The sequence below is a fragment of the Collinsella aerofaciens genome (assembly GCF_015546965.1).
GTDB classification, from domain to species: domain Bacteria; phylum Actinomycetota; class Coriobacteriia; order Coriobacteriales; family Coriobacteriaceae; genus Collinsella; species Collinsella aerofaciens_X.
Window position 1 is genome coordinate 135,004 of record NZ_JADMUF010000007.1, and the last position, 14,132, is coordinate 149,135.

Annotated in this window: 10 protein-coding genes; all 10 read right to left on the bottom strand. The window is 59.6% G+C overall.

Annotation, left to right across the window (positions count from 1 at the left end):
• Window positions 1–92: 92 nt before the first annotated feature.
• Window positions 93–1,493, bottom strand: a complete 1,401-nt coding sequence (locus I1M21_RS06450) for a PTS transporter subunit EIIC (protein ID WP_195192903.1) — start codon at window positions 1,491–1,493, stop codon at window positions 93–95.
• A 185-nt stretch (window positions 1,494–1,678) separates the two neighbouring features.
• Window positions 1,679–2,650, bottom strand: coding sequence for a LacI family DNA-binding transcriptional regulator (locus I1M21_RS06455; protein ID WP_229025659.1), 972 nt, complete (start codon window positions 2,648–2,650; stop codon window positions 1,679–1,681).
• A gap of 246 nt (window positions 2,651–2,896) precedes the next feature.
• Window positions 2,897–3,562, bottom strand: a complete 666-nt coding sequence (locus I1M21_RS06460) for a DUF4956 domain-containing protein (protein WP_195192905.1) — start codon at window positions 3,560–3,562, stop codon at window positions 2,897–2,899.
• A 3-nt stretch (window positions 3,563–3,565) separates the two neighbouring features.
• A complete protein-coding gene (locus I1M21_RS06465; RefSeq protein WP_195192906.1) occupies window positions 3,566–4,357 on the bottom strand; it encodes a polyphosphate polymerase domain-containing protein in 792 nt (263 codons plus the stop codon).
• Window positions 4,344–6,113, bottom strand: a complete 1,770-nt coding sequence (locus I1M21_RS06470; RefSeq protein WP_195192907.1) for a CotH kinase family protein — start codon at window positions 6,111–6,113, stop codon at window positions 4,344–4,346. The genes I1M21_RS06465 and I1M21_RS06470 overlap by 14 nt, the downstream gene beginning before the upstream one ends.
• Window positions 6,103–7,647 carry an exopolysaccharide Pel transporter PelG gene (pelG, locus tag I1M21_RS06475; protein ID WP_195192908.1) on the bottom strand — a complete coding sequence of 515 codons (1,545 nt, stop codon included), beginning with the start codon at window positions 7,645–7,647 and terminating at the stop codon, window positions 6,103–6,105. The genes I1M21_RS06470 and pelG overlap by 11 nt, the downstream gene beginning before the upstream one ends.
• Window positions 7,648–7,650: 3 nt before the next feature.
• Window positions 7,651–9,078 (bottom strand): GT4 family glycosyltransferase PelF, encoded by a 1,428-nt coding sequence (gene pelF / locus I1M21_RS06480; protein ID WP_195192909.1) that lies wholly within the window; start codon window positions 9,076–9,078, stop codon window positions 7,651–7,653.
• Entirely contained in the window at window positions 9,075–10,955 is a 1,881-nt protein-coding gene (locus I1M21_RS06485; protein ID WP_195192910.1) for a DUF2194 domain-containing protein, read from the bottom strand. Before I1M21_RS06485 ends, pelF begins: the two co-directional genes overlap by 4 nt.
• Complete coding sequence (locus tag I1M21_RS06490; protein ID WP_195192911.1) at window positions 10,952–11,857, bottom strand: hypothetical protein; 906 nt, start codon at window positions 11,855–11,857, stop codon at window positions 10,952–10,954. Before I1M21_RS06490 ends, I1M21_RS06485 begins: the two co-directional genes overlap by 4 nt.
• The gene (locus I1M21_RS06495; protein WP_195192912.1) at window positions 11,854–13,992 is read right to left on the bottom strand and encodes a DUF4118 domain-containing protein; all 2,139 of its coding nucleotides are present in this window, start codon (window positions 13,990–13,992) and stop codon (window positions 11,854–11,856) included. The genes I1M21_RS06490 and I1M21_RS06495 overlap by 4 nt, the downstream gene beginning before the upstream one ends.
• Window positions 13,993–14,132 lie beyond the last annotated feature (140 nt).

The following is a 14,132-nucleotide window of genomic DNA, read 5'->3' on the forward strand; positions in this document are numbered from 1 at the left end:
GATCGAAAGTTACAAGGCACCAGAGATCGGCACCAGATACGGGAAACGCCCGCGAGCATAAAACCCGCGGGCATCCCCTCAATCAAAAGCTCTTAGGCCTGCTCGGAAGCCTTGGGCTCGTCCTTGTACAGGACAAACGAGACGGCAAAGGAAACCAGCGCGGCAACCGCAAACATGATCGCGTACTGCACGGGTTGGGCCAGGCACAGCAGGATACCGAAGATACCGGTAACGCCCGTGCCGGAGGCAGCCAGCGAAGTGAGCGCGCAGACCAGGGCACCGCAACCGCCGCCGATGCAGCCGGCGATGAAGGGCTTAAAGAAGCGCAGGTTCACACCAAAGATGGCAGGCTCGGTAATGCCCATGAAGGCGGACAGGGCCGAAGGAAGCGCCAGACCCTTGATCTTGGCATCGCGGGTCTTAAAGGCAACGGCGAGTGCGGCGCCACCCTGAGCGATGTTGGCAGCACTGGCGATGGGCAGCCAGTAGGTCACGCCGTACTGGGCGAGCTGACCCAGGTCGATGGCGGTGTACATCTGGTGGATACCGGTAACGACCGTGGGGGCATAGAACAGGCCGACGATAAAGGAACCGATGCCGAAGGGCAGGGTCAGCAGGGCCTGGATCAGACCGAGGATGGCGTTCTCGGCCCAGACAAAGATGGGGCCTACGGCAACGAGCGTCACGAGCACGGTCACGAACACGGAGACGAGCGGAGTCACAAAGAGGTCGAACATCTCGGGAACAACCTTGTGGAGACGCTTCTCCAAAAAGGCCAGAATGGCACAGGCGATGACGATGGGGATCACATGGCCCTGATAGCCGACCCACTCAAAGCTGTACACGCCGGGGATGACGTTGACCATGGTCTGCACGCCCTCGGAGGCAACCGTGTAGGCGCTCTGCAGCGAGGAGTTGATGAACGCACCGCCGACGACGGCTCCCAGGTACGGGTTGGCGCCAAAGGCCTTAGCCGCGGAGTAACCGATCAGGATCTGCAGAATGCCAAAGGACGTGCCCGAAACCAGGTCGGCAATCTTGTAGATAAAGTTATTGGTGTCGAGCGCGATAAAGCCGTTGGAGGCCATAAAGTTGAGGGCGCTCATAATGCCCAGCAGCAGGCCCGAGGCCACGATGGCGGGGATGATGGGGACAAAGACATCGCCGAGCACCTTAATGGCACGCATAAAGATGTTCTGCTGCTGCGCCGCGGCCTCCTTGACCTCGGCCTTGGTAGCAGCCTCGACGCCGCTGAGCGCGATGAACTCTTCGTAGACCTTGTTGACGGTGCCGGTACCAAAAATAATCTGGAGCTGGCCCTGGGCCTCAAAGACGCCCTTGGCGCCGTCGATATTCTCGAGGGCCCCCTTGTCGACCTTGGCGTTATCGGCAATCACCAGGCGCAGACGCGTGGCGCAGTGTGCGGCCGAAACAACGTTGCCGGCGCCACCGATGTTGTCGAGCACCTCTTGGGCTGATTTGCGGTAGTCCATGACTTCCCTTTCCTCCAACGGGCGCATTTGCACCCGGCCATCTTTGACACTTACACTGTAATCGTTTTCAGTTTCATATATCTGTAATCGTTTTCATAGTAGGGTAAACGGTAGGAATTAGCCGGCGAATGGTAGTTTTGGGACAAAAAACGGGGAACTCAAAGGCAGGCAGACGCGTCCAAGGACTAGACATTCATGAGCTGATGCCCAAGTTTGAGCGTCCGCAGGCCGCTCTCCCCCTCCTCGCCATCGAGCGCGTCGAGCAGCATATTGGTCGCCTCGACGCCGCTGGTCAGGTAGCCGTAATGCACGGTGGGAATGCCGCCCGTCAGCGCGCGCAAAAATGCGTTGTCGCCGAAACCGCTCACGCGACGCACGCCCTCGCCCATGCCGCGCACCTCGTCAAGAGCGCGCAGGGCGCCGGCCGCCATAGTGTCGGTCGCGCACGCGATAAACGAAACATCGGGGACATCGGCAAGCAGCTCGCGCGCAGCGCGATAGCCCGAGTCGAGCGTAAACGAGCCCAGGCGAATCAGGCTCGGATCAAGCACCGCGCCCGCGGCGCGCAATCCGGCCTCAAAACCGCGACGGCGGTCATAACCAGCAGCGCGGTCCTCTTCGGTAACTCCAATGTAGGCGATCTTGCCGTCCACGCGACCCGCAAGCGCACGGCCCAACTCAAAGGCAGCCTCGTAATCGTCATGATAGACGCACGCCGCGCCCTCGACATGTTGACCGATCAGCACGATGGGCACGCGGCACGACTCAATCGCCCGACGGTGCTCATCGGTAATCATAGTTGCCACCAGCACAATGCCATCGACCGGGTGGTTTTGGAATAAATCGAGGTATTCGAGCTCACGATCGGCCGCGTTGTCGGTGTTGGCAAGGAGCATCTGGTAGCCACGACGACCGAGCACCTGGCCAATACCGGCGGTAATGCGGCTCACGGATTCGGAGTTGATCTTAGGTACGATGACGCCAATGAGCTTGGTGGAACCGGTGCGCAGCGCGCGAGCCTGGCTGGATCGCACGTATCCGGTCAGCTCGATTGCATGCTTAATGCGCTCGGCCTTGTCCGCCGAGATATATCCACCGTTGAGGTAGCGCGAGACGGCGGCGCTCGAAACGCCCGCCAGCTCGGCCACATCTTTCATCTTTACCACGAGCACCCCTGTCATTGAAATCGCTTTCACCATGATACCCGTGACGGCGCTTCGGATAAATCAATATCACCCAGGTCGAGCAAACGTCAGCGAGCGGGCAGCTGCCGTGGCGAGGTGCCGCGAAAGAGGAGCGAAGCGTACTTCATGTACGCAAGCGACGGTTTGAGCGGCAGATCGCCCGGCAGATGCCCGCGCAGCGTCGAGCGGTCCGGCGTTCGTTAGAACGCCGGAACATAGTTAGCCGTGGTATTCGCCGTTGTACTGGATGAGGGTCAGGTCCTCTACCCCATCGAGCGCGCGAATCGCATCCGCGTACGGCATATCCACGCCGTCCGAGAACACCTCAACGGCCATCTCGACCTTGTCGGCACGCATAGTCTTGGACTTCACCGTAAACTTGGTGCGCCCAAATGCACGCACGATGTCGTCGCCGGTGGTCTGGCCCGTGTAGTGGATGACCATCATGTACACGCGCGCCTTGTCCTGGTGGCTCGCAAAGCCGGCGATCATCACCACGATCACCACTGCCGTGAGCCCCACGAGCGCGTACATGCCGGCACCCGCCGTAATGCCCGTGGTAATGGCCCAAAACAGATACAGTAGGTCGAGTGGGTCCTTGACCGCCGTACGGTAGCGGACAATAGACAGAGCACCGACCATACCGAGCGAGATGACCACGTTGGTCGAAATCGCGAGCGTCACCATGCAGGTGAGCACGCACATGCCCACGAGCGTCACGGCAAAGCTGCGCGAGTACACCACGCCCGTAAAGAAACGCTTGTACACGTGGTAGATCAAAATGCCCATGGCCAGCGCCACGAGCAGCGACAGACCGATCTTGGCAGGGTCGACCTGGCCAAACGCCTCCAGAACGGAGTTCTTAAAAAAGTCCCTGGTGCTCATGGTCTAAATATCCCCTCGGTTCTCAAAGTCCGATTCCCAATAATTAAATCCGCGCAGGTAGGCGGTCTTTTCGTAGCACAGGCAGTACTTGGAGACCGCCGTGAGCTCGGCCGCACCCGGTGGCACCATATCGCGCACCAGCTGCGGGCAAAACTCCGTAAACTTGACCTCCATCACCAGCTTGCCGGGTTCTAGCACCGGCAGCGCGGGCAAGGTCGCGTCAAAGATATCAAAGCTTCCCACCGCGGCGCGCACGTTCGCGTCGAACGTAATGCGCACCGTTCCCTCGTCCATCACCCACGGCTCGCGCTCGTAGTCCACGATGGTCCGCGGCCGCATCATGTTGCACATGCACTCGATATAGAACTCGCGACATAACTGGTGCGGACTGCGCAGCAAAAAGTCGTAGTCGCCCGCCAGAATGCGCTCAAACTCGTCGCGGGTGAGCGGCGCGTCCTCCTTGTAGATCCAGCTGCCGTACTTCTTTTTGCGCTCGAGCTTAATCACCTTGTCGCTGCCGTTATAGATGCGCACGCGATACTTTTTGCGCATGAGAATGCCGGCATCCTTTTCCTCGTACGCCGAGTTGCAGTAATCGTCAAAGTACAGGCTGCGGATGGTATAGCCGCCCGCCCGCGCATGCTTGTCCAGCTTAAAGACCGGCGCCATGCGGCAGGCCAGCGCGGCATGCTCGCCTTCGTTGATAAGGTATTTGAGCTCGTGGCGATAGCGCTCCTGCGTCGTGCGCGCGGGCGGAACGGCCAGGCGCTCAAGCAGCGCGCTAGCCCTCCTCATACGTATCCCCCACGACCTTGCCGCCGTCCTGCACATAGAAGCACAGCATGCCGTACTGTTTGCCGTCATCAGTCACGTAGTAATCAAACGCATCTTGCGTATAACCGTCGGAGTTGGTGGCACGCACGCGCACAAAATACTGGCCGGTATCGGGCGCATCGCAGGTCACCTCGGGAAGCAGCACGTCCTCAGCCTTAAAGATCACATCGCCAATAGCATAGTCGCGCGCAAGCTCCACGGTGTAGCGAATGTCGCGCGCCTCAAAGTCGTAGGACGCATCCCAGTTAATGCGCAGCTTGCCGTTGTCGATCTGCGGAACGCCGATGTAGAACGGCATGGGCTTTTTATAGCTCTCGCGGAAGCTCTTGTAGTTCTCTTCGATCTCGGCCGGAATCGCCGCGGCGATCTGCTCGTATTGATCCTTGGTGACAGGCAGATTATCGATATCGGGCGAAGCAAAGACTAGCGATTCGGTAACCTCGCGATAATGCTTGATCATCTTGGTCAGGCGCGTCTCGGTCAAATACGTACGCAGGTCCTTGACGGCGCGGTCGAGCTCACTGCGGAACGATTTACTGCGCAGCGCACGATTGAACAGCACGTTGCCCCAGTAGTTGCTTACGCCGCGCTCCCAGCTTGCATAGTCCGAGAACCCCTTCAGGCTCAGCTCCAGCTTACGCAGCATGCCGTCGTTGTCCCAATCCAGGATGTACCAGACCTTGGAGTTAAGCGGGCTGTACAGATAGCAGTTACGGTTCTGCGTATCGCAGTTGCCCGTCAGGATCTGAAACGCCAGCCAATAGACCAGATTCTCGGTATCAAAGTAGGTATCGAGCACATCGTCGATCTTTTGCGTATCGTCGTTGAGCGCATCGAGCATCTCGATTAACTTGGTATGGTCCGAATCGCCCTTAATCTCGAGCATGCCCTCAAACGCCGTCTGGTTATAATCGGGGTCATCCGCCAGCTTAATGGTGTCTTCGAAGCGATGGAAATCAAAGCTGTTCACCTTATACAGATGCCCGCTCTTATCCAAGCCGTGCGCCTTGAGCGCCGTCTTGTTGAGCTGCTCCACCTGCGTAAACAGACCGTAGTCTTCAAAGGTGTCGTTGGACTTTTCGGTCTGGTCGCACACCCACAGATGCACAAACTGCGTGCGCAGGCCCATCATCTGGGGAATCCCACGGATAAGGTCGTAGGCCATCTTGTTGCGAAAACGCATGCCCTCGCCCATATGCTTGTTGAGCGCAATCGCGCGCTGCTGACGCCAGGTGCCCTTACCCTTCTTGAGCTCAACCTTGTAATTCTTCTGCGCGTAGCCGCTCGACGTCTGGCCGCGCACCTGCACGGTGGCATTGGGCGCTTCCTCACCATAGCCAACCTCGCCGGCCACCGGGCCGTCTTCGTCGCCCGGCTGCAGCAGGCCCATAACCTGATAGCGCGTCGCGCCCATGTCGGCATAGTCATACACCGAGTACGTATTGATCTCGGCCCAGCTATGATCGGTATTCTCGGAGCTGTTACCGCGCGAGACCGTCAAATACATGGTCACAATGCCCGAGTCGTCGTAGACCTCGTACAGCTCATCTTTATCGCGTAGGTGCTTGGTACCGTCCGAGGACTCGGCCTTTTTAATCTTGTCCTGCTTTTTGACCTTTTTAGTCGAGGATTCGTCCTGAGACGAGCAGCCCGAAAGCAACAACGCGCCGGCAGCCGCCTCAATCAGGCAGCGGCGAGACATCAACTTATCGATCATCAGAACCTCCCCAATGTTTTTGGTACAGGCGAACCACCATACGTTCAAACGCACTGCGCGGCTCACCGCCCACGCGCTTGTCCTCATAGCATTGCTCAACACGGTCGAGCACCCGGCCAAGTTCGGTAAACCAGCCCGTTTTGTCGGTCGCCACAATGGGCTGCTGGCTCAGGATACGATACGGCAAGTTGGCGGTATAGGTATCGAGCCGCAGCAGCGCCACGATAAAAAACACCGCCGCACCCAACAAAAAGCCAAAGCCGTAAAACTGCTGCGGCAAAAGCAACGACACAGCAGTCGCCAGCCCGGCCACACCGGCAAACAGGCCCGAAGCCAGCACGGCTCCCTTATAGTCGGTAAAGTACAGCAAGATAAGCATCACCGTATTGCCCACGGCATACAGGCCATAGCCCACGCACAGCGTGCGAAAATACCCGTGCATAAGGTTATTGAAGCCCAACGGTAAGGCCGACAGCACCGTGGTCTCGAGCGAGATGACCGCCGCGGTCACAAACAACTGTTTGAGCGCGCAAAAGCGCAGTTCACTGTTGAGTGTGGAGAGCATCTCCTCCTCGGCCGCCATAATGTCGCCCACCACGCCACCGTCGTTGAACAGGCTGTAGTAGTCGCGGTAGCGCGGATAAAAGTTGACCTCGACCGAGACCACAAAGTTGACGGACGTGACCAGGATCGTCAAAAACGCGATGAGCGCCGGCACATCGTGGTAGGGCGCACCATAAAACAAGCCCTTGACCTGCACGCCAATGGGACCGGCCCATATTATCACCAAGTGCGCAAAGAGGCCCAGGTTGGTAAACAAGCCCGTGAGCGCCAACGGCATAAACTGATCAAGCCACCGTAAAAAGAGCCAGGAGCTGCGGTCGCTCTGCGGAAAATACCGGTACAGCAGCACCACGTCCCAGGCGAGCATGACGCCGTAGCCCAGAGCAATTGACGCCAACAGGCCCTCGACCGGCGGCAGCCCCAGCACCAGCGCGGCCAAGGCGCACAGGCACGCCACGCCAATGGCAGCCGCAAAGCTGCATAGGATACCGCGGTAATCCTTGATGGCCGTGAGGTAACTCATGCCGTTCCAGTTGACGATCATAATGTTGAACAGCCACAGGCACAGCAGCCCCTGCAGCAGCGTGGCGCCCGAGAACAGCAAAAAGACGCCGTAGAGCACCGTGCCCACAACGAGCATGATGGCATTAGAGCCCCAAAACGAAGGCAGTATCTCATCCTCGCGCTCGGCAAAAAGCATATCGGCCAAAAAGCGCGTGACCGGCATAGAGAAAAAGCTCGTGAGCGTAAGCGAGGCCAGCAGTGTGTAGGTCACCATGCACACCAGCAAATCCTGGTTGGCACGGCCCACACCCCACAGTCCGCACAGCACCAAAATACCCACCTGCAGCAGCACACCCAGCAGCATGGGGCCCGTGCATACGATGCCGGCGTAGCCGTAAGCGCGCATCGTGGCAAACAGGCCCTTGCGCCTAAACAGGCGCTTGAGCTCAAAACCAATTCCGGCCACCGGCTACTCCCCCTCTCTGGACAGGTCAAACGCTTGCGCCGTCTCGTCGTACAGCGCGCGATAGTTGGCGAGCATCTGCTCGTGCAAAAAGTACGTGGCAACGCGACGCTGGCCGCGCTCCCCCATCTCAATGCGACGAGCGCGGCTAGTGCACATGCGTTCCATGGCATCGGCCAAGCCCTTACGATACATAGGCGGCGTCACATAACCCGCCACGCCAAAGTCGTCACCCGGGGCGCCTTCGAGAAGCTCGCGACAGCAGCCCACCTCAGTCGTCACGCAGGGACGGCGCGCTGCAAGCGACTCCAGCACGCTGAGCGGCTGGCCCTCGGAGATGCTCGTCAAAATGGTAAAGTCGAGCTTTTCCATGTACTCGACCACGTTGACGCGGCCGGTAAAGATCAGGTCGCGCACGCCCAGGGTTTCGACCAGCGCGTGGCACTCGGCGCCGTACTCCTCGTCGTCCACGCCGCCCATGATGTGCAGGCGCACCTTGGGCAGGCGCTCGTGCAGCTCAAAGAAGGCATAAATCATGGTCTTGACATCCTTGATGGGCGCCAGGCGCACCACCGCGCCAATGTCCACCCAGCCGTCATCGGTCTTTAAGGGAATATCCTTAAAGCGATCGAACTGGATGCCGTTGGGGATGACCAGGCATTTGTCCGCATCGCAGCCCATATCAATCTGCGTCTTGCGGGCGTTATGGAACAAACTCGTCACGCGGAAGGCGCGGCGGTAGATCTCCTCCGAAAGCAGGTAGAAAAAGCGAATCCAGCGGTCCTTAAACGACGGCACCACCCAATCGGCGCGAATGATCTCTTCCTCGCGCTCGCGGGTATAGATGCCATGCTCGGTCAGCAGCACCGGCGCATGGGAAACGCTTGAGCCCAGGCAGGCGAGCAGGCCACCGTAGCCGGTCGAGATGGCATGGTACACATCGGCCACCGGCACCTCGCTGCCCAACAGGTAGAGCACGGGCAGCAACATGGAGCGCATGGTGTGGAATGCATCGGCAAAGGGCGTGTAGGGATACTCGGCCAGGCACACGTCGCGAAAGATATCCATAAACGTGCGACTCTGCAAAAACGAGAGCGGATGCACGCGACGGCGGTGAAAGATATCGAATAACACGTCCCAGTCCGGATTGGAGAGCGACACCAGACGGCGTAGCGCCTCGCACTCACGGTCGTTAAAACTGGCTTCATGTTGCTCGCCCGAAAGCCGCAGGGCATCGTCCAGGAACACCTCGTGCACCTCGACCACGTTGCCGGGCAGCTCGTAGACAAACTTGCCACGGTCGGCAGCATGCGCGCCGATCACCCACAGCACAAACTCGTGCTCGGGCATGGCCGTAATGTAACCATGCATCCAGGTAGATACGCCGCCGTGCACATAGGGGTAGCAACCCTCGAGTACCAAGCAGATTCTCATTTATCGCCACCCTCCTTGCGCTCGATCGTCACGGTCTTATCATTTGCCTTGAGCAGATACAGATTGCCCGTAAGGTGCGTCAGTTCGCCACCCGTCACCGCACCCGGCTCGCCATTATTGGCGCGGAACATGAGCCACGCCTCGTCGTGGAAATTGCCCAGGCTGAGCGTCCAGGCATCCGCGCTGGTATCAACGCTCACCGTCACGGACGAAAAACGCTGGATGGCACCGGAGCACTCCGACGCCGTCTGGTGCCGCAGGTCGGGCGCGGATTTGGTAAGCCACTCCAGGAAGTCGACCAGGCCGCCCTTGTAGACCTCCCAGCCCTCCTTGGCTCCGCGATCGGGGTCCAAAAGGTCGTCCGGGTGCATAAAGTGCGTGCTCACGTAGTGCATGTTGAGCTCGGACACGGCTGCCAGGCGCATATAGGAATCGTCGACCATGCCGCCCGAAACAATACGTGGCTGCTCCACAATGCCATCGCTCGCCACGCCAAACTCCTGCACGTACGGCAGGTCGGTGCCGTCCTCAAAGTACGTACTGGCAATAGTCTTAATGCGCGGAACATCGTCGCCGATAATCTTGCGCGCTCGGGCCGAAAGGATATTCGACGGCGGAACGTAAACCGAACCATGCGCGTTGGGCAGTACCTCGTCTTGGAAGGCGATGAGCTCGTTGAGCGATGCGACGAGCGTCTCTTTGTTCTTCCAGGTCTTGTAGTCGTACAGCGTGCCGTAGTCGGTGTCCCAGAGCGCGAGCGGCTGATGGTTGTAGCCGTGAAAGCCCAGCTCGCCGCCCATCTGCAGCAGCATGCCGCCAAAATATCGAAACTGCGTGGTATCGGGTTGGCGCGCGGGCTCGGTCTGGTTGACCGCGTCCTCGTAGTTTTCGATCATCACGCCGGTATAGCGAATGCCATATTTTTGCGCGAGCTTTTGCAGATCGGGCCACCAGACCTTGGTGTAAAAATCCGCAATGGAAAGGCCGTAGTCACGCTTGATATAAGTACCATCGCCCGAGGGCACGGGGCTGGGAAAGTCGTCCAAAAAGAACACGGCGCTGTTGATGACCGGATAGGCCGTTGCATCACCCAGGAGGCTGGTCGCCGCGGCGTAAAAGCCGCGCATGACCTTGTCATAGATACCGATATTGCAAACCACGGTGCGCCCGCTACCGCAGTCATTCGACCAAATGAGTGGGGCGCCCGCATCGCCGGTCATAGCCCACACACGAGCCGTCTCGCGCAGCGATACCGAAAGCGACGAATCAAAAGGGTCCGAGAGCTCGTAGCGCTCTCCCCCGCCCAGCATAAAGTCCTCACTCGGCACAATGCTTTCGGCTTTTACATAGTCATATCCGGCCGATTCAATGCCAAGCTTGGAGGCAATCACTTGCAGATAGCACGAGTTATCCGGCGGCATGGCGAGCATAAGCGAACCGCCGGCACTCACCCAACTCATAATGTCGCTCAGGTGCGTACCGAGCCCATCGAGAGACGGCATGAGCAAAATCACGCGATCGAAGGAGGTCAGCGAGGGAATGGCATCCGCACCATCCAGGGCAAGGTCCACGTCGCGGTGCGCGATCTTCATGTCGAGCAGGATCTGGTCGAACTGCTCCTTTACGTCCTCGATGCCAGCTTGATCGGAATCGGTAATGACCAGGCACGTGGGCTTTTGGCCAAAGATTGCCGAGCTTGCAGGCGTAGCGTTGCTGGCGGCGAGCATGCCCAGCTTGTGCTGTCCAGCGCTGTACTGCACGCCGGCACGCTCCACCAGCAGCACGGCGGCCATGGCAATAAAGACCGCCCACACCACGAGGAGCCCCATCCAACGAAAGCGGCCTGCACGGTCGCGGATATGTTGCGCCACGTTCATCGGGCCTCCTCCCCGTCGCGCCAAAACGCCAGCTGCTCGCGGTTGGCGGCACTCAAATACACATGCTGACTGTCGATCGCATCGATTACACGGTGGACCTCGTCACCGTCGCGGCGCATCACGGCCAGGCGCAGGCAAAGCATCCAAACCTCCTGCTCCTCGGGCACGTCGAGCACCAGCTGGTCGGTCACGGTCTGTGCCTCGTCGATCTGTCCGACATCGGCCAGCGCCGTCGCGTATCGAATGCGCAGCTCAAGGGTATCCTCGCGCTCGCAGCGACGCGCAAGCAGGCGCGCGTACTGTTGGCGCTGAATCTGAGCCACGCGCCCCTCGGCCAAGCCCGAGCCCAAGTATTCACCAAGAAAATCACAGTATTCGTTGAGGTTTTGCGCGCTCGGGTCCGTCTTAAAGGCACGCTCCAGCTGCTGCAGTTTAAGGTCGGACTCCTTGGAGATCTGCGCCACCGCCGTCGCGGCATAGTGCGCCACCTCAACGTCGTCGTTAAGCTTAGCCGCCTGCAGCTGCGCCAGGTAAGCGTCGGGCTCCTCGGTGAGCATGGAGAGCATTAGGCGGCGCCGGTATGCCGGGTCGTTGACGATGAGCGCCTCCTCGAGCGGCACTACGCCTGCATCGTCCTCACCACTCGGTACCGACATACTGCGATGCAGGTCATCGTTAAAGCGCAGCGACTCCAACGCAGACTCTTTCAGCCCCTCGCCAAACACCGCGCCGCGGACCGATAGCAGAACCACCAGCAACGGGCCCCACAGCGGCACCAGCACTATCACAGCCAGCATGTGTCCGCGCACCGGCAGCAGGCCCAGCTTCATGAGCGTCCACAGCATCAGGCAAACCAGCGCATGAATCAGCAGCAAGACGGCAGCAACGACAAGCGAGATCAAGCGGCACCCCCCTCACCGTCACCGGTATAAGAGATGTGCTGCAGCAGCGCCACGATGTCCTCGCCGTCGACGGGCTCCACCGCAATCTGCTTTGCGCTCAGGCGCTCGCGGATAATGGGCAGATCGCACGCCTTTGCCTGGCGCATAAGCAGGTAGAGCACGTCGCCGTCGACCAAGCCCGCCGCGTCGCTCTCGCGGATTGTCGACCCAATTGCGCCCACCAGCTCGCCGACAGGCTCCATGCCCGGTACCACGCGCAGGAGCAAAAAACTCCCCATCTTGCTATCTGCCAGCGCCTGCTCCGCCGCGAGCTCTTGGCCAAAGGCAGCCTGCTTGAGCACGCAAGTGCCGTCAACGCAGCGTTTATCCTGCGCCACCGCCTCATAGTCAAAGGCACGGCCCAGCGCGCTTTCGACCAGCCCGCACAAGATGCGGAACAGGTTTTGATAATAGAGGGTCATTTGGTTTTCGGCCGCGCTACGCACAAAGATCAACACGGCGGGTGCCCCGTCGCGCTCGATCGTGTATCCAAACATGGGAAGCCCCGGCGTCAGCTCGCGGTTCACCCACAGGTTAGAACGACCCCCGTCGCCCAAAAGAGGTGCAAGCTGCTCAAGCGTGAGCGAGCGTGCGGCATCTTCGGCAATCGCGGGACTTGCTGCCACCAGGCGTGCAAATGCCCCACGCGAAACATGATAGATCGCCACCGAATCGTTCTCGAGGATCTCGCCCAGAAGCTCGCAGCACTTGCGATAGATATCGCGCGGGTTGAGCACGTCGAGCTCCTGCGTCACGGCAAAGATCTTGCCAAAGCTGTCGTGGCGACCCACGATCTGGCGCCTGTACGCGCGCTTATCCTCGATCGCGTCGTGGTAGAGCTGCGTAAGGAACGTATTGCGGTTGCGCACGAGCTCGTTTTGATCACGCTCCGCCCTGATGGCTTCGCTGTTGCGCAGCTGCACATAGCCGCACACGGCACCCACAACAAAGTACGCAATAAACGGCAGCCAGTTAGACGGCTCGTAAAAGAGACCCTGGAAGGTATAGCCATACTGGGTAAAGTAGCTCGCCGCCAGGCCAATCGAAGCCAGCAGTGCCGCGACCAAGCCAAAGTCCAAGCCATACAGCGTGCCGATCAGCACCACATAGAGCAGGCGATAATCGAGCACGTTGAGCTGGGCCGATTGGGAGAACAGGTGCTCCAGTACCTCAAACAGGACCCAGGCAACGCCCGTCTCCAGGCATTTAATAGGCAGCGTGCGCATTTGGATGCGGTCGATGGCGGCGCGCAAGGGGTTGACCTTCTTTACGCGGCCAGCATCCCAACGCACTTGAATGGTCGAAAGATCGCGCAGCAGGTCGTACCGCTGAAACCAGCCATAGCGCACGCGAGCGACGTCGCTGGCGGGCAGGGCGTAGCCGGCAGAATCGCCATAGGCAACGGCAAGGCCGGGGAACAGCGCCTTGAGGGCGTCGCCCACCTCACCCGCCGTGTGATGGAAGGTATCGGCTACGTCGAGCGTCTCAAAGTTACCATCCCGGCTATCGAAGATGCGGCGAATCAGCACCGCGAGTTCCTCGGCGCACAGCAGGGGAAACGCTGCATCCCGTGCGCCCTGCAGAGCGACTGATCCTGTTGAGCACGCGTCGAACAGCGGCACCAAAAACGGGTCCTCCAGCGCGGGAGACGCGGTATACAGGAACGGCACGCGCAAGATCTTGGTCTGAACGCCCTCGCTAGCAGCGTAGTAGCGGCACAGGTCGTTGGCTGCGCGGGCGATAATTCCCTTGCCCGTTCGCCCCGCGGCATCGGCGGCACCCTCGGCACCTGCGGGACCTGCTATATACAACAGCTGGATCCGGCGACCCATGCACGCGCGAAAGACAGAACGCAGCAGCTCGATATCGCCCACGCTATCGATATGCGGGGTAAGGTAATTAGAAAGGTAGACCACGCGGTCGAACTCATAGGCCTGATCCAGGTGTTGCAGAAGCTCTTTCCACGAGGCATGGGGCGATGACTCGTCGCGTCGCGCTTCCGCGGCAGCGACGACCTGGACATGGTCCCCGGGGAACGCCTTGGCACAAAAGTCATCGTCAACATATGCGGTATTGCCAACAACCAGCACTTCCATGGCGCGTTCCTCCCCTTAACTCCACATTTGTCATAGTCAAACATGCGTATTGTACGCTGTCAAGGTAGCGCGCAGAGATGTGGTGTAAGAGGCGGGGCATGCCCCGCCTCTTCTCTTTCTTGAAAGGGAGGGGACACCGC